At 54.9% G+C, this 23,848-nt stretch carries 23 protein-coding genes; 18 read left to right on the top strand and 5 right to left on the bottom strand.

Annotation, left to right across the window (positions count from 1 at the left end):
• Positions 1-2,163: fibronectin type III domain-containing protein (locus tag AC0YN3_RS28455; RefSeq protein ID WP_475778287.1), on the bottom strand; the 2,163-nt coding region annotated here is incomplete at its 3' end.
• Positions 2,164-2,380: 217 nt separating this feature from the next.
• Between AC0YN3_RS28455 and AC0YN3_RS28460 the strand changes: the two genes are divergently transcribed.
• On the top strand, positions 2,381-2,692 hold the full coding sequence (locus AC0YN3_RS28460) for a hypothetical protein (protein ID WP_475778288.1): 312 nt from the start codon (positions 2,381-2,383) through the stop codon (positions 2,690-2,692).
• A 321-nt stretch (positions 2,693-3,013) separates the two neighbouring features.
• A complete protein-coding gene (locus AC0YN3_RS28465) occupies positions 3,014-3,331 on the top strand; it encodes a MazG-like protein (RefSeq protein WP_475778289.1) in 318 nt (105 codons plus the stop codon).
• A gap of 95 nt (positions 3,332-3,426) precedes the next feature.
• Here the strand turns inward: AC0YN3_RS28465 and AC0YN3_RS28470 are convergent, their stop codons facing one another.
• Genes AC0YN3_RS28470 through AC0YN3_RS28480 form a run of 3 tightly spaced genes read right to left on the bottom strand, consistent with a single transcriptional unit; the run spans position 3,427 to position 6,513 of the window.
• Positions 3,427-4,575, bottom strand: coding sequence for a DHHW family protein (locus tag AC0YN3_RS28470; protein ID WP_475778290.1), 1,149 nt, complete (start codon positions 4,573-4,575; stop codon positions 3,427-3,429).
• 25 nt (positions 4,576-4,600) lie between these two features.
• Complete coding sequence (locus tag AC0YN3_RS28475) at positions 4,601-5,983, bottom strand: MBOAT family O-acyltransferase (protein WP_475778291.1); 1,383 nt, start codon at positions 5,981-5,983, stop codon at positions 4,601-4,603.
• 5 nt (positions 5,984-5,988) lie between these two features.
• Positions 5,989-6,513 (bottom strand): DUF4358 domain-containing protein, encoded by a 525-nt coding sequence (locus AC0YN3_RS28480; protein WP_475778292.1) that lies wholly within the window; start codon positions 6,511-6,513, stop codon positions 5,989-5,991.
• Between the two features lie 363 nt (positions 6,514-6,876).
• Here AC0YN3_RS28480 and AC0YN3_RS28485 point away from each other — a divergent pair, with 363 nt between their 5' ends.
• The 13 genes from AC0YN3_RS28485 to AC0YN3_RS28545 are packed head-to-tail and all read left to right on the top strand — an operon-like array spanning position 6,877 to position 19,981.
• Positions 6,877-8,232 (top strand): AMP-binding protein, encoded by a 1,356-nt coding sequence (locus AC0YN3_RS28485; protein ID WP_475778293.1) that lies wholly within the window; start codon positions 6,877-6,879, stop codon positions 8,230-8,232.
• Entirely contained in the window at positions 8,232-8,501 is a 270-nt protein-coding gene (locus AC0YN3_RS28490; RefSeq protein ID WP_475778294.1) for a phosphopantetheine-binding protein, read from the top strand. Before AC0YN3_RS28485 ends, AC0YN3_RS28490 begins: the two co-directional genes overlap by 1 nt.
• Positions 8,498-9,556 carry a Gfo/Idh/MocA family protein gene (locus AC0YN3_RS28495; RefSeq protein ID WP_475778295.1) on the top strand — a complete coding sequence of 353 codons (1,059 nt, stop codon included), beginning with the start codon at positions 8,498-8,500 and terminating at the stop codon, positions 9,554-9,556. Before AC0YN3_RS28490 ends, AC0YN3_RS28495 begins: the two co-directional genes overlap by 4 nt.
• 14 nt (positions 9,557-9,570) lie before the next feature.
• Complete coding sequence (locus tag AC0YN3_RS28500; RefSeq protein WP_475778296.1) at positions 9,571-10,698, top strand: DegT/DnrJ/EryC1/StrS family aminotransferase; 1,128 nt, start codon at positions 9,571-9,573, stop codon at positions 10,696-10,698.
• Between the two features lie 57 nt (positions 10,699-10,755).
• Entirely contained in the window at positions 10,756-11,040 is a 285-nt protein-coding gene (locus tag AC0YN3_RS28505) for an acyl carrier protein (RefSeq protein ID WP_475778297.1), read from the top strand.
• Positions 11,037-11,996, top strand: coding sequence for a DUF6005 family protein (locus AC0YN3_RS28510; RefSeq protein WP_475778298.1), 960 nt, complete (start codon positions 11,037-11,039; stop codon positions 11,994-11,996). Before AC0YN3_RS28505 ends, AC0YN3_RS28510 begins: the two co-directional genes overlap by 4 nt.
• Entirely contained in the window at positions 11,980-13,350 is a 1,371-nt protein-coding gene (locus AC0YN3_RS28515) for a glycosyltransferase family 4 protein (RefSeq protein ID WP_475778299.1), read from the top strand. Before AC0YN3_RS28510 ends, AC0YN3_RS28515 begins: the two co-directional genes overlap by 17 nt.
• Positions 13,337-15,154, top strand: a complete 1,818-nt coding sequence (locus AC0YN3_RS28520) for an ABC transporter ATP-binding protein (protein WP_475778300.1) — start codon at positions 13,337-13,339, stop codon at positions 15,152-15,154. The genes AC0YN3_RS28515 and AC0YN3_RS28520 overlap by 14 nt, the downstream gene beginning before the upstream one ends.
• Positions 15,151-16,758 (top strand): class I adenylate-forming enzyme family protein, encoded by a 1,608-nt coding sequence (locus AC0YN3_RS28525; protein WP_475778301.1) that lies wholly within the window; start codon positions 15,151-15,153, stop codon positions 16,756-16,758. The genes AC0YN3_RS28520 and AC0YN3_RS28525 overlap by 4 nt, the downstream gene beginning before the upstream one ends.
• Complete coding sequence (locus tag AC0YN3_RS28530) at positions 16,712-16,975, top strand: acyl carrier protein (protein ID WP_475778302.1); 264 nt, start codon at positions 16,712-16,714, stop codon at positions 16,973-16,975. Before AC0YN3_RS28525 ends, AC0YN3_RS28530 begins: the two co-directional genes overlap by 47 nt.
• Positions 16,972-18,111, top strand: a complete 1,140-nt coding sequence (locus tag AC0YN3_RS28535) for a phenylacetate--CoA ligase family protein (protein ID WP_475778303.1) — start codon at positions 16,972-16,974, stop codon at positions 18,109-18,111. Before AC0YN3_RS28530 ends, AC0YN3_RS28535 begins: the two co-directional genes overlap by 4 nt.
• 47 nt (positions 18,112-18,158) lie before the next feature.
• Positions 18,159-19,109 (top strand): hypothetical protein, encoded by a 951-nt coding sequence (locus AC0YN3_RS28540; RefSeq protein ID WP_475778304.1) that lies wholly within the window; start codon positions 18,159-18,161, stop codon positions 19,107-19,109.
• Complete coding sequence (locus AC0YN3_RS28545; protein ID WP_475778305.1) at positions 19,109-19,981, top strand: sugar phosphate isomerase/epimerase family protein; 873 nt, start codon at positions 19,109-19,111, stop codon at positions 19,979-19,981. The genes AC0YN3_RS28540 and AC0YN3_RS28545 overlap by 1 nt, the downstream gene beginning before the upstream one ends.
• Before the next feature lie 27 nt (positions 19,982-20,008).
• Here the strand turns inward: AC0YN3_RS28545 and AC0YN3_RS28550 are convergent, their stop codons facing one another.
• Entirely contained in the window at positions 20,009-20,860 is an 852-nt protein-coding gene (locus tag AC0YN3_RS28550; RefSeq protein ID WP_475778306.1) for a helix-turn-helix transcriptional regulator, read from the bottom strand.
• Positions 20,861-20,978: 118 nt separating this feature from the next.
• Here AC0YN3_RS28550 and AC0YN3_RS28555 point away from each other — a divergent pair, with 118 nt between their 5' ends.
• Genes AC0YN3_RS28555 through AC0YN3_RS28565 form a run of 3 tightly spaced genes read left to right on the top strand, consistent with a single transcriptional unit; the run spans position 20,979 to position 23,508 of the window.
• On the top strand, positions 20,979-21,251 hold the full coding sequence (locus tag AC0YN3_RS28555; protein WP_475778307.1) for an acyl carrier protein: 273 nt from the start codon (positions 20,979-20,981) through the stop codon (positions 21,249-21,251).
• Between the two features lie 45 nt (positions 21,252-21,296).
• Positions 21,297-22,427, top strand: coding sequence for a hypothetical protein (locus AC0YN3_RS28560; protein ID WP_475778308.1), 1,131 nt, complete (start codon positions 21,297-21,299; stop codon positions 22,425-22,427).
• Positions 22,342-23,508 carry a class-II aminoacyl-tRNA synthetase family protein gene (locus AC0YN3_RS28565; protein ID WP_475778309.1) on the top strand — a complete coding sequence of 389 codons (1,167 nt, stop codon included), beginning with the start codon at positions 22,342-22,344 and terminating at the stop codon, positions 23,506-23,508. The genes AC0YN3_RS28560 and AC0YN3_RS28565 overlap by 86 nt, the downstream gene beginning before the upstream one ends.
• Positions 23,509-23,848: the final 340 nt, after the last annotated feature.

Below are 23,848 nucleotides of genomic sequence, written 5' to 3' on the forward strand. Positions count from 1 at the left end.
TGCCGCTACGATGTACTTCAAGGCTTCACTTCCGCTTGCGGTTGCAAGTTTTGTCGTGCCAACTGTGTCGCCCGCTGTCCAGCTAAGCCCCGTCAAATCAGGTGCGGGAACTGGCTGAGGGTTGTAGTCTACGTTCAGCTCAAGAGAAGGATACATGCCGTTTAGGTTAAGGAAATTAAAAAATGACATTTGTTCAGCTTCTACCTGTTCATCGCCTACAAAAATAAGTACTAATTTGTTCTCTTGCTTGCTGATGCTATCCGCTACCAATGAAGTAATATCGATCGTTTGCCAATCGGAAGCGTTCAAATTGGCAAGGGCTTCCGTCGCGATTAATGTCCGTTCAGGCGCCACTCCGTCCTGAGGCTTCCAGTTGGCATCCCCTTTATAGATCTTCAACGTAGGGGAGCCGGCGTTCGAAGTCGTGTTATATATGTTCGTAATAAACAGCTTAAGCTTGGCATCTATCAGAGCTCCGCTCATAGCTGAAAGATCAAAGGAGAGCGTGGATTCAAGCGTCTTATGCTGAAGGCTGCCGCTTACTTGTTCAACGGCGGTACCTACTTGCAGCGTATCCGTGCTGCAAGTTAGTTGTGCGTCTGCACGGTCTGTCATCCATCTAATGGCGCAGGCATCCGTTATTGACGGCATGATGGTGCCCGGTGAAGCTTTCACTTCCTGCGAATAGTCGCTCTCTAGCCCATTTTTAATGGCTTTAATGGCAAAATAATAGCTGCTGCCGTTTGTTAAACCTGTCACTGTGTAGGTGCCGCTCGTTCCGTCTACCGTTTCTACAGGCGTTGCTCCGTAGTTGCCGCTAGCCGTTCCCTTATAAATCTGATAGCCTGTGATGCTGCTGTCTATAGACCAATTCAGCGTTACCTTCCCATCGCCCGCGGCGGCTGTTAAGCCGGTAGGAGCTTCAGGAGAAGCAGGTGCATCCGGAATGTTTCGCTTATAGACACGCAGCTTGCCATTGGTTACGAAGCTCAGATACATTCCGCTTTCGCTGTTAACAAGCACATATGGTGAGCCGCCGGTTTCCGTATCGGGAATCCCGCTGTTCGTTTGCACCCAGTTCGCGCCATCGAACTTCAAAGCTTTAATCTGGAACGCGTAGCCCGTTATATCCACCCAAGTAACTATTAATTGATTATTATCAGCGGTCATTTGCGGATTCTGCGCATTGTTTACGATCGCGGGATCAAGCGTTCCGCTGCCAACCGTAGTCCAACTTGTGCCGTCGAAGCTTTTCATTTGAAGATATTTGTTTTTGCCGTCTCTCCAAAGCACATATAAGGAATCTTTAAATACGGCCAGCACCGGGCTAGCAACGGATAAGTTTGTTTCGCTAATCCCAGTCGAACCGGAAACATTTGCCCACGCGGAGCTGCCTGATTTTTGAAATACGGCGATATGAGTACCCGTTGGAGCATATTCGAACCATGTCAAATAAAGCTTGTCGGAATAGATGGCCATTTGTGGGGCAAATGCTTCGCCACTTCCGGTTAAGGCGATATCAGCAGCATCTGTTGTCCATGTATTCCCGTCGAATTTTTTGATTTGCAGCTTTCCGTTGCTCCCAGTCCATGAAGCGTACAGGTGATCTTGGTAAGCAATAATCGTCGTGCTTCTCCCGCTGCCGCTAAGAAGCGCTCCACCTGTAAGCGGTGCCCAGCTCGTTCCGTCGAATACTCGAAGCTGGACGGAGTACGCGCCAGAATTAGGATCTTGTTCGCTCCAAATCGCGTAGAGCTTGTTTTGGAATACAGCCATAGAGGTATTCATAACCGTTTGAGTTGGGTCGCTATTCAGCGCTGCGCCGTCATCAGCCGATAACCATTGCTGCCCATCCCAGGTTTTGACTCTCACTTGACTCGCATTCGTGTATGTATCTTGATCGAAGTACACTTCGTTCCAAATCGCATAGAGTTTGTTGTTCCATTCCGTTAATTGTGGGTCGCGTGCGGAACGATTAGAATCGTAATTGACAGAATCTCCTCCATCAATCGGAATCCAATCATCCTGTACAGGAGGAAGGGGACTCGGTTCTGCGCCTGCGTATTCCGCAGCTGGCAGCAGGATGCTCCAAAGGAGCAGGAGACTGAGAAATGCGGTTGTTGTTTTCGTTGCAAGTGCTCTTGAACGCTGGATGCCTGACATTAAGTAGCTCACCTCTTCAATGAATTTGACTGCTTGAAACCATACGCTGCAGTATATCAAAACTTCACTGAACATTTTCCAAACATTGTTGTTTTTATGCCATTATTCGACAAACTATTATTCGTAATTGAGATTAGATCGATTTATTCAAAAATCGTAACGGCCATTAAAAAATAATGATAAACTATTTAAATAAATGGAAAAGGAAGGGGCTGCTATGAAAATAAATTTACTCATTTTCGTTTCTTCCGTTACCCAGCAATATGAGAGTAATGTCCACGCATCGCTCGTGAAAACATTCGAATCCGCCCATCGTCCCATGCAAGGGGATATCATCCATGATCCAGGCTTTGACCCTGATTATCACAATGGCTACGAAGTGGTCAAAATCACGATGAATTATGCCTCTGATGAATGCTGGGTCTCCTTGTCTCCGCTAGTCATCGAGTTGGAGAACATACCTGTAGAATCGTATATCGCGAAACTTAAGGCTAACGGTTGGCAGCCTTTCGCGAAGAATAATGGCTAGTCTTTTTCAATATAAAAGCATTTATATGTTTCACACATAAATGCGCTTATTTGTCTCAGCGAAACGACTGCTTTAGCCACAGAGGACGGCGGCGGCCTTTTACGGTTGACGCATAGGAAAGGCTATGATTTTGTTCAAGCTTTCTCTATACGTTTCTCCAAAACGATGGCTTTTATTGTAAGGACGCCGTCAGGCGTTTCTTCTTATAATATGACATACAGTTGTCTTATTAAGAGTTGTATATTGGAGATAGGAGTGAGAGTGAGTATGTTCGCTCAGCATTCCTATTTTTTACGATAGAAAAGAAAGAGGATGAAGCAGATGGCATTCACGGAAGCAGTTGAACGTTCCGTTCAAATTAGAAAAAAATATCATGCTTTGGAAAAAGCGCATCATGGAACGGAATGGACAATCGAAGAAGATGCGTTGGCTTTTTTGACAGACGCCGGATTGGTGGGGAGGCTGACGATGTCTCAGCAGGGGCGCTGGCCAAAAAGCGGAGAACCCGCCTTGGAGCTGGAGCATAAGCTTGGCGAGTGCATTTGGTGGCTGACAATCTTAGCCGATCGGATGAACATAGACATCATTGAAGCAGTGGACCATTTCTTATCGAAAACGGAAGCACGGTTAGCGGAGTAACGTACGGGGAGCAGAAGGCCAAATAGGAAAGCATTGACCGACAAAACAGCGGCAGTCTTGGTTTGGAAAAAAAACCGAGGCTGCCGCTGTTTGCTTTAATATTTCAATTTGAGCAGGTTGCGCTCGCCAATAAACGTTGTCGTATTGAAAAGCATCAGTACATCCTCAATGCCATTCTCCGCCATATAGTCACTGATGCTGCCGTTATAGTAGCGAATGTCAATGACATGGATATCCCGCACATGCAGTGTCAGAAATGGCAGGAAGCTATGGGCGTAAGAGTCTTTAATGACGAGCATCTTATCCAGCTGAACCCGGTTAGCGGGAAGATCGCTGTGCAAAGTCATTAGCGCATGAACGCCGCCAAGGAAATACGAATACTTATCTTTTTTCGCCAAAAAGCTTGCATCGTACATGCTGTTGACCGTTTGGTCCGTGTCGGCAATATACATTTCGGTTTGGATGCCGCTCTTGTCCTTATAGGCTTCAATGGAATCCGGCTTCACGCCGCTGAACTGGCTGCGCGTATGGTAGCTGCCAAGAAACGAATCTGTAATCGTTTCAATGGCAAAGTCGCTCTCGGCAGCCGGCGTCCAGCCCATCTGCTTGGCATATGCCGCATAGGCTAGATAAGCGCCATAGGTAGTCCAGTGGTGGTCTGTTTTATAATAAATAGGTTTGTCAGAGCTTGCTGCGCTGCCGAGCAAATCAAAGCCGTCCATAAAGGCCATGCTGCCTTGCACCTGTTTGCCGATAAAGCGATTGACCTCGTCCTGCGGATATGCCTCAGCGAGCCATGGCAACCGCTCTGGATACAATCCAATCGAGGTGGGGACAAGCATGAACGTCATATTGGCATTCGGGTGATTCTGCGCATACAGCTGTACCGCAGCGGCGTATTCCTTTATTTCCGCATAAGCAGGCGCGCTTAGCTTTTCGAATAGATAACCGTCCGTCCCTTTGTAGATGCCGTTGTTTTCCTGCTGGAGCCGCAGCTGCTCAAGCATAGACTTTGTCCACACAAATTGGTTGCGGAATGGAAAATGGTCGGTAACGTAGCTTTCCGATTCGTCTGAGAATGTTTTGGACCACAGATTGTCCCAGGTAAGCTTAGGCGCTTTTTGCAGCGTACGGTTCTCCACATCAGAGAACGCTTGGATCGGCAATAGAAAGAACAATAATGACATTGTGAACAAAAGGCCGACGAAGCCCCACACGTATACGCGATCCGCGATCCTGCTCAATGGGAACAGCCTCCTTCCATGTTCGTTAAAACCTGAAATACAAGAATGGATTAAATGTAGCATCGACTAAATAAGCCACTGACATGAAGAAAAGCATCGCGTGCCAGCCAAGCTGGATGACCGGCCTCAAACCGGGTTTTTCCCGGCGCTGCGGCAAAGACGCAATGACCAATAAGACGAGCAAAATAGCGTTAGTATATAACAGATACAGCGACTCATTGTTCCACATAGGCTGATGATTCATGCCGAACATGGCGGCAAAATACGCACCCATCGCCGGTAAATCCTCAAAGGCGAAAAATACCCAGCCGATTAGGATAAGAAGCAGCGCATAGACATGCCGGACCCAAGCAGGTATTCGCAGCAGAAGCTTCAACGCGAACCATTTCTCCAAAACGAGCACGACCCCGAAATATAAGCCCCAAAGCAGGAAGTTCCAGCTTGCCCCATGCCAGATCCCGGTGAGCAGCCAGACGATCATAATGTTGCGAAGCTGCTTCCAAGGGCCTTTGCGGTTTCCGCCTAATGGAATGTATAGGTAGTCCCTGAACCAGGTGCTAAGCGATATATGCCAGCGCCTCCAAAAGTCGGTGATGCTTTGGGCCGTATAGGGGCGGTTAAAGTTTTCATTGAAACGGAAGCCGAACATCATGCCGAGCCCGATCGCCATATCCGAATATCCGCTGAAATCGAAATAGATTTGAAAAGCAAACGCAATAATGCCGAGCCAAGCGGTAGTGGCGGGAAGCGTATCTGCACCCGTGCCGGAAATGGTATTCCACAATAAGCCAATATTGTTCGCTAACAGTACTTTTTTGGCTAATCCGATAATAAAGCGCCTTACGCCTTCCGCAAACAGCTCTGTGTTGACGGTACGATGGCGAAGCTGCTCGGCAATCGTCGAATATTGCACGATGGGTCCCGCGACAAGCTGAGGGAACAAAGCGACGAAGGTGCCGAAGTCGAGCCAGTTGCGCTGTGCTTTGGCCGTTCCCCTATAGACGTCAATAATGTAGGACATCGATTGAAACGTATAGAAGGAAATACCGATTGGCAGCGCTAGCTCGGTTAAAGGAATTTGCGTGCCGAGCAAGCCGTTGACGTTCTGAATGAGGAAATCGGCATATTTGAAATACCCAAGTAAGCTTAAATTGACGATGATCGAGGCGACAACGATCCATTTCCGCTGCGGGCTGCTGCGCTTCGGATTGCTGAGCAGCAGTCCAAAGCTGAAGTCCGTAACCGTAGAGAGCAGCATGATTGCAATGTATACGGGTTCGCCCCATGCGTAGAAGACAAGGCTTGTCGCGAACAAAACAAGATTTTTGATTCGCCATGGGGACACGAAATAGAGCAGCAGCACGGCAGGAAGGAATAGAAAGAGAAACAGTAGGCTGCTGAATACCATACTTGTTATTTTTGCTCGAAATACGTATCGAAGGCAGCAAGGAATTGATCAGCTTCTTCGGAAATAACGAATAATACGTAGTTGCCTTTCGTGACGAGCTTATAGTTTTTAGCATTTTCATATTGATCCTGCAGATACGTTTCGAACGTTTTTTGCACGTCGGAGGCACGTTTTTTCACGCCTTCTTCAACGGCTGCGATATCCTTGGCGTCCTTCACTTTGAATAAGGCAATTTCATTGGTTTTTACATTCATCATCGGGGACATGATTGTATATTCTTCCAACAGCGCGGGGTCGACATAGAACATTTGTTTCACCATATCGCCGGTCATTTCGATTAACGCAGGCTGCTCGATGGTAGCCAGCATGCCGTCCACGATTTCTTTGGTTGTTTTCGTCGTAACGGCGGCTTGCTCTTTATTCGTTGAGCTGTTACCGCCTGCGGTATTATTCGAGCCGGCATCCGAGCAGGCAGTCAGCGCCAATCCTAGCGCAATAACGAGCATAAAAGCGAAGTAGTTTTTTTTCATTTTGTTTAATCTCCTTGGTGTCGTTTATTTTGTTTTTCAAATAATAACAACGAAACTAAAACCGTTATTGTTGCTGTTCGCGTTATTATGGTAAAAAATGACGCATTGCATGCATGTTCGCTGTTAAGGACTGCGTAGGCGATTTCTTGTGCGCAAATGAGCACAAGATGCGCTGGCATCCATGGCTGGCTGTGCAAAACGGAATCGAATATCCGATCGAAAAATGGGAAGTCCCGTCGATAGGTGTCGGTTGTATCCGGGACGCCTCGCCAATCCTGAAAAATGGCGCACATTCTGAAGAATTATATATTGAATAAGAAGGTAGACAACCCTAGAATCGTAAGAAAAAGGAGTTGTTGCTCGATGGATCCCATGCTGAAAGTAGACGGCAATACCTGGAGCAAAGCGCAGTTCGCCTCGCGGATGCGGGTAATCGGGGAACTGGGGCCATGCCGCTCGCCCGAAGGGCACCGGTACGCGATCCGGCTGCGTGATCCGGTAGATATTTTGGCTGCGGTCATTTACTTCCGCGAGCATCATGCCTCGGCGCTGCTGCTTCACGGAGACACGCCGGCCGACGAAGCGGCGACGATGGCGGCGAATGCAGGCTGCCGGGCGTTGCTTTTAGACGCGCCACTGCAAGCGCTTACTTTGGAGTTTCCGGAGCACGGGCTCAGGGTGCCGGGACAAGGTGCAAGCCGCTCAACGATCATTAGGGCTGCGGCAGCGGGAGAGAGGCAATTTGAGCCCTCGCTGCTGCAGTTCAGCTCGGGCACGACCGGCGATCCGAAGCTAATCAGCCGAGCTTGGTCCGATATAGCATGGGAAACGTTAAGCTACAATAGCGCGCTTGCAGCGGGAGGCGGGGAACCTCCGCTTGTGCTTGTGCCGGTGTCCCATTCATACGGCCTTATTACGGGCGTGCTGGCTGCTTGGGCGAGGGAGGATATCCCGCATGTCGTCCAAACCCGGAATCCGAAAGCCGCATTGCGCCATATCCGTGATAATCCGGACAGTATCGTCTATGCGGTTCCTTTCTTATACGGTCTCATGGATTCGCTTAGCAAAGGCGAGGTTCGTTACCGGAAGGCAATCACCTCCGGTGCTCCCTTGACCGAAAGCATGCTGGCGAGGCTGAGGGTGACGGCGGGCGAGGTATGGCAGCAGTATGGCTGCTCCGAGGTCGGCTGCATCTCTCTTAAGGCAGGGCCGGAGCGGCCCGACGAGGCGGGGCGGCCGCTGGCCCATCTGCATGTCAGAGCGGAGAGTCTACCGGCGGAGCATGGCGAAGGCGCGGCCTCAACCGAAGGCGCCGCGGAAGAACTCGTGGCAAGAAGCGGTACGCAGATAGTGAGGACGGGGGATATCGGCGCCGTAACGGCAGGAGGCGAACTTCGGGTGCTGGGCAGGCTGGATGATTTGATCAATGTGTCGGGGCAGAAGGTTATGCCTAGCGAGGTGGAGAGGGCGATTGCCGGAATGGATGGCGTGAGGGAGGTGGTCGTGTACGGAGCTGCGCACTCCGTGTGCGGGGAGACAGTTAAGGCAATGATCGTGGCCGACGGTAAGATCGGCGCGGAAGCGGTCCGGGCCGAGTGTTCGAAGCTGCTGCCCGGCTACAAGGTTCCGAGCGCCGTGCGGCTCGTGGATGAAATCCCGCGCAAGTCGTCGGGAAAAATAAGCAGAAGATGGCTTCGTAAATGGGAGGAGGAACAATAATGGAACGCAATCGCATTGTAGAAGGGCTCCGCAAGGTTATCGCGGAGGAGCTGGATGTCGCAGCCCCCGCTGAGCTAAACGAAACGGATAGGCTGAACGAGGATTTGAATCTGGATTCCATTATGATTTTGCAGCTTGCCGTGTATATAGAAGAATATTTTGAAGTGGCTTTTCCCGAAGATGACGTCGATCCCAGCGTGTTCGCGACGGTCGGCAGCTTGACGGATTTTGTTATTTCCCTACAAATTTCGGGAGCCGCCCTCCGATGAAGCAGGTTAACCTGGGGATTGCGGGATTTGGTCGCATCGTCGAGCTAACCCATCTGCCGCTTCTGAGGAAAATGCAGGAATATCGCATCTGCGGCGTATTCGATCTGACGCAGCAAAGGCGGGAGCTGGCGGAGCGCAGAGGCTTGACCGCTTGGGAGGGGCTCGATGAGCTTCTGGACGGCGAGACGGACGCGGTACTGATAGCCACGCCACCGCGCAGCCACTACGCGATTGCGTCAGAGGTGCTGCGCCGCGGCAAGCATGTGCTCGTCGAGAAGCCGGTGACCGTCAACGCGGAAGAAGCGATGCTGCTGCGTGAGCTGTCCCATAAGCATGGCGGGATCGTCACGGTATTTCACAACAAACGGTTCGACCCCGCGATGGCAACCCTAAATGAGGTGCTTCAGAGCGGCGTGCTCGGCAGGATCCAATTCGTTGAACGGCGGCATCATCAATTCGGGTCCGGAGCCTCGTTTGGCGTACAGTCGTTCCGGCCTTCCTGGCGGGAGGAGAGCGCCTATGGCGGGGGGGCGCTGCTGGATTGGGGCGTTCACCTGATCGACCAGCTGCTTCATCTCAAGCTCGGAAGTCGGACAAGCATGACAGCGATGATCCATCGCCTGCGCCTCGGAAAGGGAGACGCGGAGGATTGCGTAACGGCCCATCTTGAGCTGGATAACGGCATATTGCTTATGCTTAACATCCACTTCGGTTCCCACGCGGCTGATCCGCAGTGGATCGTCGGAGGGGAGTTTGGAACCCTCCGGATCACAGGGCAGGGCGAAGCCGTCCTGCAGCTGGCGAACGAGCCGCCAAGCACCCTTCCCTCTTCATTTTCCGGCAAGAAGAGCTATCGGGGAGACATGGACGCGGTGCGCCATATTTATGGCTCGTTCGCTGCCAAGCTCTCCGGAGAGGGAGAGCTTGCCGTTACGTTGGAGGAGGCCATTGAAGGCATGATCGTCATGGACGAAATCAGAGCGTCTGCCGCACAGGGAGATTCCGGGCATCGCTTGGCTGCCGGAGATAAGCCGCTTACGCAGGGAGCAGTCTAACAAGGAGGGAATGTATGGGGATATTGTTCGCGGGACCGCAGTTGGAATTTGAACAAATTAAGGAAGAGTGGTTTGCCGCAGCAGGACAATTGGCCGCGAAGGGCGTCTTCGTCGGCGGGCAGCCGGTCACGGCATTCGAAGGGGCATTCGCCAGATATTCCGGAGCGTCGCACGCGGCTGGCGTCGGCAATGGAACCGATGCACTGTTCCTGACGCTCAAGGCGCTCGGTATAGGGCCGGGAGACGAGGTAGTCACGGCAGCCAACACGTTTGTCGCGACCGCCGAGGCGATTCATCATACGGGAGCGACGCCAGTGCTTGCGGACTGCGACTTGGGAAACTATCTCATCGATCCGGAGAGTCTGATGGAGAAGCTGACTCCACGCACGAAAGCCGTCATTCCCGTACATTTATACGGTCAGATGGTGGATATGTCGCCATGGATCTCGCTTGTGCGGGAGCGGGGTATCGCTATTGTGGAAGACAGCGCACAGGCTGCGGGAGCGAGAATTGGCGGCATGCCCGCAGGTAGCAGGGGCGATGCGGGCTGCTTCAGCTTTTATCCGGACAAAAACTTAGGGGCGCTCGGCGACGGAGGAGCTATCGTCACCTCGGATGAATCGCTGCTGTCGACCGTTCGAAAGCTGCGCAATCACGGCGGAGAGACGCGGTATACGCATGACATACCGGGCTACAACAGCCGGCTGGATGCGTTGCAGGCGCTTGCGCTGAGCCTGAAGTTGGAGCGGCTGGACGAATGGTCGGCGCATCGCAGGCGGATAGCGGGGCTTTACGAACGCTATTTGGGCGAGGTCGACGGAATCGTACTGCCTGCGCACCGAGGCGATGACAGCCATGTGTTTCATCTGTACGTGGTGAGATTGCCTGCGGAGGCAAGGGACAACGCTCGGCGTTATTTGCAGAAGAAAGGCATCTTGACCGCGGTGCAATATCCGCTTCCCGTACATCTTCTGCCGGCGTTCCGCTATTTAGGATACAAGCAGGGAGACTTTCAGATCGCGGAATTCTGTTCGGAGCGCATACTGTCCTTGCCCATGCACATCGGCATGAATGAGGAAGCGGTACTTGAGGTTGTGGAAGGGCTAAAAGGGGCGCTTGCTTCTCCTGCTTATCGAAGCTGACGGCCCGTTGTCATGTGAAGAAGGAACCGGATACGAGCATGGGGGGCGTGAGTGATAATGGCAGGCATGGAACGGGAAGAAGAACGAGAGGGCATTATGAATAGCCTGCGGGAAGACATTGCGGAGCTAATCGATGATGCTGGGCTTGCGGGACGAATCGGTGAGAATGACCTGCTGGAGCATGCTGGCGTGGACTCGTTTGTCATGATTAATCTAATCCTTCGCGTGGAGCAGCGGTACGGATTGTCGCTACCCGACGGAGAGCTGCGATCCGAGGTCGTCGGGACGTTGGGGGGACTGGCGGACAGCATACGCGCCAAAAGAGGGGAGGGTACCGCATGAGCGGTCCGCCGATTCATTGCTTATTGGATTGTTTGGCTCACCTTGTTCGGAAGCGGACAGGTATGGACCCGCGTCCCATCTACCTAGGCGTCTGGAATGCTCCGTTCATTGCGGGTGAAGACGGGTTTTCCTACTATTCGGAGGAGATCGATCCCGATATCGACCTGCGGCGGTTCGAGCAGTTATATGGACCGTGCCTGACTCGCTGGCTGGAGCCGGAATGGGAGAAGGAGCGGAAGTTCGCGCGGCTGGAGGAAGAGTTGTCGGAGGCGGGGGAGACGGTATCCGTTATTGCGCTCGTTGATCTGTATTACATGCCGCATTCCGCGATTTGCTACGGGCTGAAGCACATGCCGCATATGCTCATCGTGGAGCATGGCCAGGATGGCGGCTTGCGTGCGGTCGATCCTTTCTTCGGTTGGGAGGGGGAGGTCACGCGTTCGGTGCTTTACGAAGCCTTTACTTGCGGGGGGCTGAGCTCAGGCATTACGATTCGCTTGGACAAAGCATCGGAGCCTAGCCGGTTTGTTGCGGGAGAGGCGTTCCGCATGCATTTCGATAGGGGTACGAGTCCGTTGATACAGGGCGTAGATGACTATTTGCGCCACATTGAGAACGGTACTCCGAACTATACGGCGGCGAAGCTGTATGCCAGTATCGGGCAAGTGGGGGTCATTGCGAAGCGCTGGAAGGGTCTCGGCGAAGCGGCCCGTTATTTGGCAGATACAGGCGGCGGGGATGGGGCACCGGTTCTGGAAATGCTGGATCAACTGCTCGTCAAATGGGAAAACATCGTGCTGGTCATCGTGAGGCTCGGCGTGCTTGGCAACCATGCCAAGCTGACCGATGCGCGGGCGAAGCTCGCTAGGCTGGCTGAGCTGGAGCGAGACATTCGGAGCGCGTTATGGACGCTATTCGAACGATGGGAGGCGGCAGGGCATGAGCGGGTCGTATAAGAAGCTCCGTATCGGTTATTCCTCCGGCTCGGCGAGAATGGTGAACGAGCGGGCAATCGACTCCAATTGGGTCCGTTATTTGGGGCAGCATGCCGAGCTGGTGCCGATTCCCCCGCTTATGCTGTACCGTCTCTTCGGCGGCTCGGTTGAACGATTCGTTCGGGAGTGGCCGAAGTCGCTGCGGCGTATGTCGGAGGGGCTTCTGGAGCTGCGGAATCATTATGACGTGCAGACCTTGTATCTGAACATTCCGGCCCTTGTCCCCTATCTGTTCATGGGCAGGACAGCGGGCGGCATCGATCTGGGCTTCTTGTTTATCGCACATTCGGTGGCCTCCGAGCATTGGCTGCGGCAATGGCTGGGCATTGCCCCGTTCCTGAGCGAACGGGACGTTCTGTTATGCTCGACGCCGAGCAGCAAGGACGCGTTGTGCCGAATTTCTCCTCGCTACCGGCTGGCCAAGGTTATGCCGCTGGCTATAGAACGAAGAGATTGGAGCAAGGTAGAGGAGGCGCTCGGACGAAGGAACGGGCGAAGACTGTTGTCCATAGGGCGGCTGGAGGACGTAAAAAACATTGAGCTGCTGCTGCGGATGTTCGCTGCCGTGCGCGACGCAATGCCGGATGCCAGACTGACCGTTGCAGGGGAGTATACCGGGAGGGATAGGGCGCAAATCGAAGGCTATGAAGCGTTAATCACAGGGTTGGTTTCGAGCCTTGAATTAGACCGTCACGTTATTTTCGCAAACGCTGTTGAAGGGGAAGTCAAGGAGTCCTTATTCGCGGAAACCGATGTGCTCGTCAACGTCTCGACGGATCCCGGAGAGACGTTCGGTTACAACCTGCTGGAAGCGAAAGCATGGGGAGTACCCGTCGTCTGCGCGGGCTGGAATGGGTTCCGCGACGTAGTGAACGACGGGGAGGATGGCTTGCTGGTTCCTTGCGAATGGATTGGGCCAAGCCCTGTCGTGGACGAGTGCCAGGCTTCGAAAGCAGTCCTGTCGCTGCTTATGGACGACGGCTTGCGGAGACGCATGTCCCGGCAGGCTGCGGCATCGGCGGAAAGGTATGACTACCGGAACATATTCCCGGCAGTCGTCCGGGAGGCCGAGCTCGCCGCGGCATCGGTAATCAGCGAACCGGAGCAGATGAACGTCGTCGCGATGATGGGGCAAAGCCTGCCGCAGCTGGGAAGGCTGTATCGGCTGGAGCATTTGCGGCAGCTGCCATTCCTTGAGCAATCCCTTCTGCGAATCGTAACAACTCGATCCGAGACGCCTCTTACGGAATGGATGCCGCTCGTCAAACCGATTGCTAGCCATTATGCGGGGAGGAACGCTTATGCAGAGCATTAAATTGTTTATGCGTCTGGCGCCTTATGTCCGCATTCGTTGGCCGCTCACGGCAGCAGCATATGCTTGTGCCTTGCTGAGCCTAACCTGCAGCTTGGTGCAGCCGTACCTTTTCCTGATGCTGATCGACCGGGTTTTGACGGGAGGCGAAAGGGAGCTGCTCGCTCCTCTGCTGCTCGCTTCGGGAGGACTCGCGATCGGCTCCATGCTGCTTGGGACCGTTCAAGCTGCCATGTTCCGGTACTTGGGCATCCGGCATACGCTGGACCTGCGCGAAGTTATCCTGGCGCATCTGCGCCGATTGCCGATGGCCGAGATCGAACGGCATGGCGCAGGCAAATATTCTGCGTTGATGGGCATGGACACCGCAACGATGGGCAACTTTCTGAACCATGTGGTCAAGGAGCTGCTCACCCAGTGGTACACGCTGATTTTCGCGCTCGCGGTCATTTTTTACCTCGATTGGCAACTTGCGCTAGCGGCACTCGCGGTTATCCCCATTCTGCTGGCGATTCCCCGGGTGTTCCGTTCGCTCATTATGCGCCACACGGGCGCGGTCAGGGCGCACAACGAGGAAATCGGCACGTATTTGTACGAAAGCATCGAGGGCTCGCGGGAGATTCGCGTTCACGGACTGGAACGATGGGAGCGGGAACGAAACGAAGCCCGCTACCGCAATCTGGTGGGAGCTAGCGTAAAGGATACGCTGTACCGGGTACTGTCGGCATATTCAGGCTCGCTCGCGGTAAGCGGAATCGTCGTGGTCGTCTACGGCTTCGGCTCCGGCAGGGTGCTGGACGGAACGATGACGATCGGCATGCTCGTCGCTTTGGTTCAATATTTAAACAATGCGCTTGCACCCGTGCAGGCCATGAACCACTTCGTGGGGGAGCTCCAGGGCGGAGAGGTGGCCATGAAGCGAATCGAGGAATTTCTCTGCTCGCCAGAGGAGCCGATGCCCCGGGAAGGCGTTGCGGCAGAAGCGAAGGGACAACCTTGGCTGCCGTCTGTCGAGGCTGCGGGTCTGACGGTTGCAGGCGGGGAACGGATGATATTGGACGGCGTGGACTTTGCTCTGAAGGAGGGGCAGACGGCCGCGTTCGTCGGCCGAAGCGGCTCGGGCAAAAGCACGTTGTTCCGCGCGATCCTCGGCTTCATGCCGGTAGAGAACGGCGTAATCCGGCTTGGAGGCGTGCCGCATACCGCATGGTCAAGGGAGTTTCTCAATCGCCGGATCGGAGTGGTATTCCAGGAGAGCTTTCTGTTCGCGGGCAGCATCCGCGATAATATCGCGATCGGACGGCTGGACGCTACGGATGAGGAGATTTACGAGGCTGCCTGCAAGGCGGACTTAGGGTCATGGATCGACAGCCAGCCCGCCGGGCTGGCTACGATATTGGGCCATCGGGGCGACGGATTGTCGGGAGGACAGCGGCAGCGGGTCGCCATCGCCAGAGTATTCCTGCAGCGGCCAGAGCTGCTAATACTGGACGAGCCAACCTCGGCGCTTGATCGGGGGACGGAGGGACAGGTGCTGCAGGCTTTGGCCGAGCTGATGAAAGGGAAAACGACGCTGATGTCCACGCACAGGCTGCAAACCGTGGAAGAGGCCGACGTCATCTATGTAATGGAAGCGGGGGAAGTGACGGATAAGGGCAGTCATGCCGAGCTGTTGAAGCGCGGAAGCGCGCCTTACCTTGCGATGCTTAGTCGCCAAAGCCGTATCCCGGAAGCGGAAAACCTCGAAGACGGGTTACTGTCTTCGGATCTGCCGCTCGAATTGTCCAAGAGGGAGTTGCCGGCATGAGCACGATACCGATTTCGTTTGCCGAGTGGCTGCAGGATACCGCGAGAGCGGATCGCGGCATGTTCTACGACTTGGATGGCGTACGCCGCTATATGGGTTTCGACGAGCTTTACCGGGATGCGCTGCTTATGGCGGAGCGTCTTCGAAGCCTGAGGCTTCCGGCAAGGTTTATCGCGCCCATCTGGATGACGCCTTCCCCGGCTTGCTTCCGTGCCATCATGGCCGTTACGCTGGCGGATGGCATACCGGCCCCGCTTCATGCGGCTTCCGCCTTCGCGGAAATACCAGCGCTGCTGGACGGGCTGGAGGCCGAGCTTTTCCTCTATAGCCCGTCGTTGCTCCCTGTTTCGCGGCAGCCGGAAGGTTGGGCCTCGCTTGCGGGACAAGGAAGGCTGCTTGTAAACGGTGAAACCGATGAAGCCTTGATGCCGGCGACGCAAGACCGGGCGCACGGGCTGCCGGAACGAACGCGCCGGTATATACCGCCGCATGATACGGCGTTCATCTTCATGAGCTCCGGCTCCACAGGCACGCCTAAGGGCATTATGCTGAGCCTTCGCAATATGTGGTCCAACGTCCGGTCCATCATGCAAAGCCTGGAGCTGGGGGAAAGCGACAGCGTGCTCATTACGAAGTCGCTGGGCTACTGCTCGACGGTAACGGGCGAATGGCTGCTTGCGCTGCATGCGGGAATGAACATTGCTCTCGCGCCAGGCTTGACCCATCCGTTGCAGCTCATTTCTGCGATCCGGGAGCATCGGCCCACGTTTCTATGCACCGTGCCTGCTGTCATGCTGCCGCTTGCTAAATCCGCCAAGTGGCAGGCGGAGGATTGCCGAAGCTTGCGGAAGCTGATCGTCGTCGGTGCGGCGATGCCGCCCGATACGCTGCTGCTGATGCAGAGCAGGCTGCCGGAGACGGACATCATGCCATGCTACGGGCTGACGGAGGCATCGCCGCGAGTGACGTATCTGCCCACGCGCTGGCTCGCAGCCAAGCCCGGTTCGGCAGGGATGGCCGTTCCCGGCGTCGAGCTCGCCATTTACTGCCAAGGACAGCCATGTCCTCCGGGCGAGACGGGGGAGGTCGTAGTCAAGGGAGATAACGTGATGCTGGGCTACTACAACGACGAAAAGCGAACGGCTGAGGCATTGACGCCGTTCGGATTACGAACGAAGGACGAAGGATGGCTGGACGAGGACGGCTGCCTATATTTGACCGGCCGATCGGACTATGCGTTCAACGTAGCAGGCCACCTGTTCCATCCGGAAACGCTGGAGAGCGTGTTGCTGTCGCATGCCGCCGTTGCAGAGGCTGCCGCGGGAGGCATGCCTGACGCGGCAACGGGAAGCCGCCCCTTCGCGTTTGTTGTCCTGGAAGAGGGAGTATCCGAATATGACGATGCCAGAGCCGTTACTGAGCTGCTCGAGTATTGCCGGGAGCGGCTTCCCGCCTCGGGAAGGCCCCGGGACATTATGATCGTCCCGGCGCTTCCCCGTACGAAGACGGGCAAGCTGGACCGGAAAGCCATTCAAGAAAAAGTAGAGGAGGGGTACGATGCTTACGGAAGAAGAGAAATCTCCGTTGCAGTTGACGGTCATTGACATTATGGCGGGGCTGCTGAGGCGGCAGCCGGAGGACATTCGGCTGGAGCATTCGCTGCTGAACGACCTGTATTTGGATTCGCTGCATGTGCTGGAGCTGCTTACGCTGCTGGAGCAGAGGTTCGGCTTCGAAACCGACGCCGAGGACCTGCAGCCGCATGTGTTCGTTACGGTGGAATCCGTGGTCGCGTTCGTTCGCGAGAAGGCGGCGTCATGACGGGAAGCGTGATGGCGGAACGACTGGAGCGGACCGTGGCTACGGCGGTCGAGCAATATCCGTTTTATCGGCGGTTTCAAGGTGCCGGCGCATCCTTCCGCGATCTGCCCGTCATGGACAAGGCGACGATCAACGCCAATCGGGAGCTGCTTGAGCTTCCCTCCCGGGAACCGTTGCTTATCTCCCATACCTCGGGCAGCACGGGCACGCCCTTCCGCTGCGTGAAGACACGGGAGGAGCAGCGGGCTTTGGGGCTAGCGATCCAGCGGAGCCGGAGAAGAGCCGGCGTGCCGACAAACGGACGCATGCTGCTTCTGGGCAACGCCTTGCTAGCGGATCGCAGGATGGTAACGCTGTACGGCAACCGGATGATGCAGGAAAAGCCGCATCTGATTCAGGGGCGCTGCTCGGGGCTGTACGAGCTTGCCATGCATGTGGAAAGGAACGGATTGCCGATCGCTGACTCGCTCGTCGCCTTGCAGAACTGGGGGGAATACGCGCAGCCGGGGCAGCGCAGGGAGATCGAGCGCGTCTTCGGCGTGCCGATGCTGGACTATTACGGCATGGAGGAGATCTGGCTTATCGCCTTCGCAGGCATGGACGGCGTGCTTCGCATCGACGAATCGCTCGTATACGTAGAGGTGCTGGACCCGGTCACGCTGCAGCCCGTCCCCGAAGACGACACGGGTGAGCTGGTCGTTACTTCCTTCGTCATGAACAGCCTGCCTTTCCTACGCTACAGGACAGGGGACATGGGGAGAGTCAGGCGCGACGAAGGCATCGGCGGGCCGATCCTTACGCTGATGCCTTTCCGGCAATCCTCCATCAAGCTTCCCGGCAGAGAGGTGCAGTCCGCCGTACTGCGTTATCTTGACGGATTCTACGAGTGGCTGGAAACGGATCTTGGGGTCAGGCAGTTCCAGCTCGTTCAGGAGACGCATTATGAATTCCGCCTCCGTATTGCAGGTAGCCAAAGCAGCGGCGCGGAGCTGGGAGAGGCGGCGGACAAGCTGGCGAATTTGCTTAAAAAGGTGCTTCTGGCAGACGAACTGCGGATCGCCGTGGAGCATGTAGAGGAGATTCAGCCCCATCCCGTCAGCGGGAAGTGCCATCCCTTCGTCAGCCATGTGTCCTGATTTCGTAATCTCGTTCAATCTAACTATTGGGGAGGAGGCAGACGGATATGGTTACTGTTGTTTATCGTCCCGAAAGCCCGGCTGGGCTAGCCGCGCTGGAATGCACGGCATCATGCATCGTAGCGGCGATATCGCATTCCGGCGGTGATCCGCGCTATTTTCTACTGGGCTACTGGCATATCGGATATTATGACGGCATGCTGATGTCCGTTCGGAACATGAAGTGGATTGATTTGCGCTTCGAATACGGAATCCGTTTCTACCTCACCTCGGGGAGCGCCGAGGAGGTAAGCTCGCTGCTCGCAGAAGGCGGAATGGCGATCGTATTATGCAGAGCCTCCAGGCTGCGATTTTTCCCGAAATCCATGCTGGGCTTCGAATCGGCAGGCTTCTACCATAGCATTCTGCTCCATAGGCGGAGTGAAGGACAAGGGGAGGGCTGTTATGACATCGTCGACCCGGTAGCCGGTTACGCGGGAATAATGACAGCGGAGGAGCTCTCGCACGCCAGCGTGCGAAGGAATGAGCTGGTGTACTGCAAGCTGGCTTGGGACGCTGTTTATAGCCGTCCTTCTCGGCAAGCGTCGCTGCGCAAGGAGTCGGCTGCGATTCTGAACGGTTACCGGAAGGAAGCAGGCAAAGCCTTCGAACTCTTTTGCGCCGATGTTGCAGCCAGTGCCGATTGGGAAGAAGAACGGCGCAAAACGTGGGCGGAGCAGAACATGATCGCGCTCTCCGCCTTGATCCGGATGCGTGGTCTCGTATGGCAAAGCTACCTGGAGCTTGGAGCGTACTCGGAACGGGAAGCGGCAGAAGGCGCCCGAAGAGCGGAAGATGTGAAGCGCGGCTGGATGAACGTGAACCTGCTGCTGGCGAAGCTTGGGAAACGCCGTCCGGCAGGGGATCTTCGGGAAGGGCTGCTGCGCAAGCTGGAGGGAGCCCGGCTTGCGGAGCTTGAGCTTCTCGAATATTTGGCGGCGAGAGGCGGGTCTGAGTGATGAACATTCATCTATGCTCCATTTCGTTCCGCCATGAGCTGGTCTCGTTCCCGGAGCTGCTTGATTTCGCGGGTCTTAACGGATTCGCAGGGATTGAGCTGTGGGGCGCGCATGCCGCGGCCATGGCCCGCCGCATGCCGATGCAGGCGGCCCGTGCCGTGCTCGGCATGCGGCGAAGGGGGCTCAAGGTTGTCATGATCAGCGGTTACGTGCCGCTGCTGGCAGAGACGGAGGAGCTTTATGACACTCTAGTTTGGCGGCAATGGAGAGACTTGATCGCGTTGGCGCGCATGTTCGAAAGCGACAAAATCCGAATATTCGCCGGGCACAAGTCTAGTAGCCAGTCCCGGGAGGAGGACTGGCGGCTTGCGGTTAGCAGACTGAGGGAGATGGCGGGGCTGGCGTGGAAACACGGCATTCGCACCGTCATCGAGACGCATCCCGGCACGCTGGCAGACGATTTGGCGTCAACGCTGCGGTTGGTTAGGGAGGTCAACCATCCGATGCTGGGCGTGAACCTGGATTTCCTGCACCTGTGGGAAGCAGGCGACGATATCGCGAACGCGTATCAGAGACTGTCCCCATGGACGATGCACTACCACTGCAAAAACGTACGCAGCCGCCACGAGCTTGCCGTCTTCTCGCCGGACAACGTGTATGCTCCCGGCGGGACGAGGGAAGGCATGGTTCCGCTGGCGGAAGGCGCAGTCGACTATGAAGCCGTATTTTCACTGCTCCAAGGCGAGGAGCCCTCAGCCTCCTTGTCTTTGGAATGGTTCGGAAGCGATCCCTACCGCTATTTATCCGAAGAGATTGCCTGGATCAAGGCACGGCCTTGTACGCACGCGCTGAATCCTGCGTCAGGCCGCTAAGAAGGATAAAAGAGCGGACCGTTTGTCTCATAGATCCATCGTCTTCGCCCGATATCGCCTCCGGTATTCGATGGGCGTCATGCCAAGCCTGTTTTTAATCATGCCGGTGAAATTGCCGGGATTGCGGATGCCGACATGCTCGCAGATCTGTTTGACCGGAGTATCCGTATTCTCTAAGTAATAGAGAGCCTTGCTTACGCGCAGCTCGTTCAGATGCCGAATGGGAGACACGCCGAAAATATGGCTGAATTCCTGGCAGAAGTAGTTGGGATTATATCCGATTGCGCTGGCGATCTCCTGAAGCGAGAGATCGGGATTGCCCAGATGCTTGCGCATATACCGGACGGCATATACGATGGGCAGACTGCTTTTTTTGCGCTTATGGGCTTTGGACGGGTGGGTTGGGGACTCTCGTATTTCCTCCGCCTGGGGGAGGGCGGAATGGCTGTCCGGCAGAAGAAAGCACTCCATCAGCATGAAGAACAGCAGGCTGCTGACTTGCACGCGCGCGACGATATCCTCCCCAGCCATAGTCAGCTGATAGGCTTGGAGCTGCAACAATATTTGCTTGCTGAGCGGATTGATGTGACCCTTCAGCGATGGAGGGAAGCTGTCTAATTCAAGAAGGGAAGGGAATTGGAAGTCTGCTGCCTGGAGAGCAGGCGACTCATCTGAAGCAAGCCTGACGGTCTGCAGAGGCGCGATCAGAAGCGGCTGGCCAGGCGCCAGGATCTGTATGGAATTGCCGACATCGCAAGAGAAGCTTTGCTGCTGCGACCATAGCAGTTGAAAGCCGGAGCTTGTCCACTCATTCCGGGAGATATTTTGGAAGCGGTCGAAGCTTAGCGGAATGAACCGGGAAATCTGCCATTCTAACATGAATTATCCCCCTTAACCAACATCATGAGGCCGGCACTTAGCTGCGGATTCCAGATATAGCTATTATAGCTAAAAAGGGCGAGGCGAAGGAAACAATTAATAGACGGGAGTGTGCCCCATGTCCATACATGCCGCGAGCAGCGATACGGTTCAATATTTGAAGAAAAAGATAGCGGAAATGACCGAAAATCCGGTTCTGGAATTCGATGCGGATATCTATGCCCAGATTCGCGATATGGGCGTGGACTCGCTTCGAATGATTCAACTGCTTGTCCACATCGAACAGCATTTTGACATCGCGTTCGACGATGACGAGCTGATCATCGATTATTTCGCCACCATCGATCAGTTTGCCGCAAGCATCGCCAGAAAGCAGGCCTCAGCGGTCTAGGCAAGAGGTGTTCGTTAGGACAATCCACACAAGGAGGATGACGTCATGACAACGAAACGGCTGCCCATGCACGACCACGATTACAAGACGTATCCCAACATCGCCCATTTATTCTGCATGATTGGCAACCGGGAGGAGACGCTCCCGTGGGTGTACAACAACTTTATTCAACTCGTTTATTTCGGGTCGCTCCGCAAAATCGACTATACCAACAAACAGGACGGCTTCTTTGACCCGCTTTTGTTCGACTGCCCGTGGCTCCAATTTCAATTCATGCACCGGGACACCGTAGCGCAAAAATGGAACGGAAGCATCGTCCAATTTGCGATCGATGCCATCGATATGGGGCAGTACGTGTATCTGCTGGCCGATCAGTCGCATATTCGGGAATCCGACGCTTACGGCAGGCATGCGCACAATCACGACATGTTTATTTACGGCTACGATAAGACAGCGGGAAGGCTGCATATCGCGGACAATATGCGGAGAGGGAAATACATTGAGGCGTCCTGCTCCTTCGCGGAGATGGAGGCTGCCTACGCGGCTGCCGACCCGGACAGCGATTGGTTTGACCGGCGCGTGATGTCTGTGTCCTTTAAGCCGAAAACGTATTTTCAATACGAAAGAAATACGGCCTTCGATTCGTTGTCCGCCGTGGACGCGATGGACCGTTATGTCAGGGGATGGAAGCCGCCCACTTACTTATGCATGGAAAACACGTACGGGATCAAGGTATACGACCGTATTGAGGAATATTTGCAGGGGATTGAGCAGGAGCGGGACGTGGTGGATATCCGCTTGCTGCATATTTTGTGGGAGCACAAAAAGCTCATGCGAAGAAGGCTCCGCTTCATGCTCGAGCACGATTTCCTGCGGGACGCATCGCTCGAATCGGCTTATGCAGAGGTGGAGAGAGGACATGGGATCGCGGTAGGCGTGCTGCTCAAATATTCGGTGAGCGGAGACAAGAGGAGCATCGCGAAGGTATCCTCCCTTTTGTCCGAAGGGGCAAGGCTGGAGAAGGAGCTATTGAATAAGGCCATTGCAGGGACGCATCATCGTCCCATGTATGATAAGGGAGGCGCTTATAGTGGAGAAAATTCGGTTGTCATGCAAGGGCATACTGACCGCAAACCAGGCAGAATCGCTGATGTCCAAGCTGGCATACAGCATTGAAGGCGTCCGCGGCTGCGACTGGAATTCCGAATTGATGGAGGTTGTCATTGAACCCGTAAGCATGGAGTCCTGCGAGGCGATTGCAGCGACGGTAGAAGCGATGATCGCCGAGGAACGGGGGATCCGCACGCTTGGAAGCAGGACGATTAAGGAAACGCCCGCCAGATCGGGCATTTCGGAAGGGAGCTTCGATGCCGGCCGCGAGAAGACACTGCAGCAAGCTTACGCGGCGGACGGAAGCGTCAAGCGCGATTATGCGGTAAAGCTGATCGCGCTGCTCGACCGGTTATTCGAAGAGATGGCTGTCCGTAGGGGGGCGGGACTGCGCCGATACCCCTCCATGATTGGACTCGACACGCTGGAGAAATGCGGTTATATCCGGTCTTTCCCGCAAAATCTGTTCGTGGTGGGCGAGTTTCCGCATCGGTATGACACGCTCAGGCAGGTCAAAACGGCTGCGGACCCCGCTGCGCTCGCAAGGCAAAGCCGGCATGCCTTGGCGCCAGCGGTATGCTTTCACTGTTATGCCGAACTGTCCGGGCAAGTGCTGGATGAGCCTGTGCGGCTTACCGCGATGGGCAATTGCTTCCGTCACGAGGCGGAGTGGAGGGTGGGCAACCACCGGTTAACCGAATTCAGCATGAGGGAAGCCGTATTCGTCGGAGATTCGGATTTCGTGGAGGAGGAACGAGGCTGGTGGATGCAGGAAATTTGGTCGTTGTTTGTCGGGCTGGGCTTGCATGGAAGCTTAACGACGGCGAATGATCCGTTCTATTTCTCGGAAGACGCGCTCAAAATCCAACATCAGAAGATGGCGTCTATGAAATATGAATTGCTGGCGGAAACGCCGGCCCGCAGCACGTTCTCCATCGCTTCTTTTAACCATATGGGGGACTCGCTCTGCAAGCCGTTCGACGTCAAGGGTCCCGCTGGCTTGCCGTGGTCATCGGGCTGCGTCGCCTTTGGCATAGACAGGTGGGCATTTGCGCTGCTGGCGCAATACGGTGCATGGGACGAATGGCCGTCAGCCGTTAAGGATAGGCTTCAGGGCCATGCCATGATGCCGGTCACGCAAGGATGAAGGGATCATTTATTTAACAAAAGCAAGACCAAGGCCGGCTGGGAACGTATTCCTGGTCGGCTTTGTTGCGCGTGTCGATTCTGCCGGTCTGTAATTCTCCGAATACCTTGCAGACGGGGAGATACCAAAAAGCGCAAGACAGGTTAAACGCCTATCGTCTTGCGCTTTTTTAGTATCCATTTAGTAAAGTTGGTAAAAAAATGTTTGAATTTTAGTAAAATATGTGATAAATTCGATTCGTGAATATATGAAATCGCTTTCAGAATAGCGAAGGCTGACAGGCATGGAGCCCGGAGAAGCGAAAGGAGCGGTAGGAATGGGCAAATTCCGGGCTGTATAA

The sequence above is a fragment of the Paenibacillus sp. J22R232 genome (assembly GCF_056269165.1).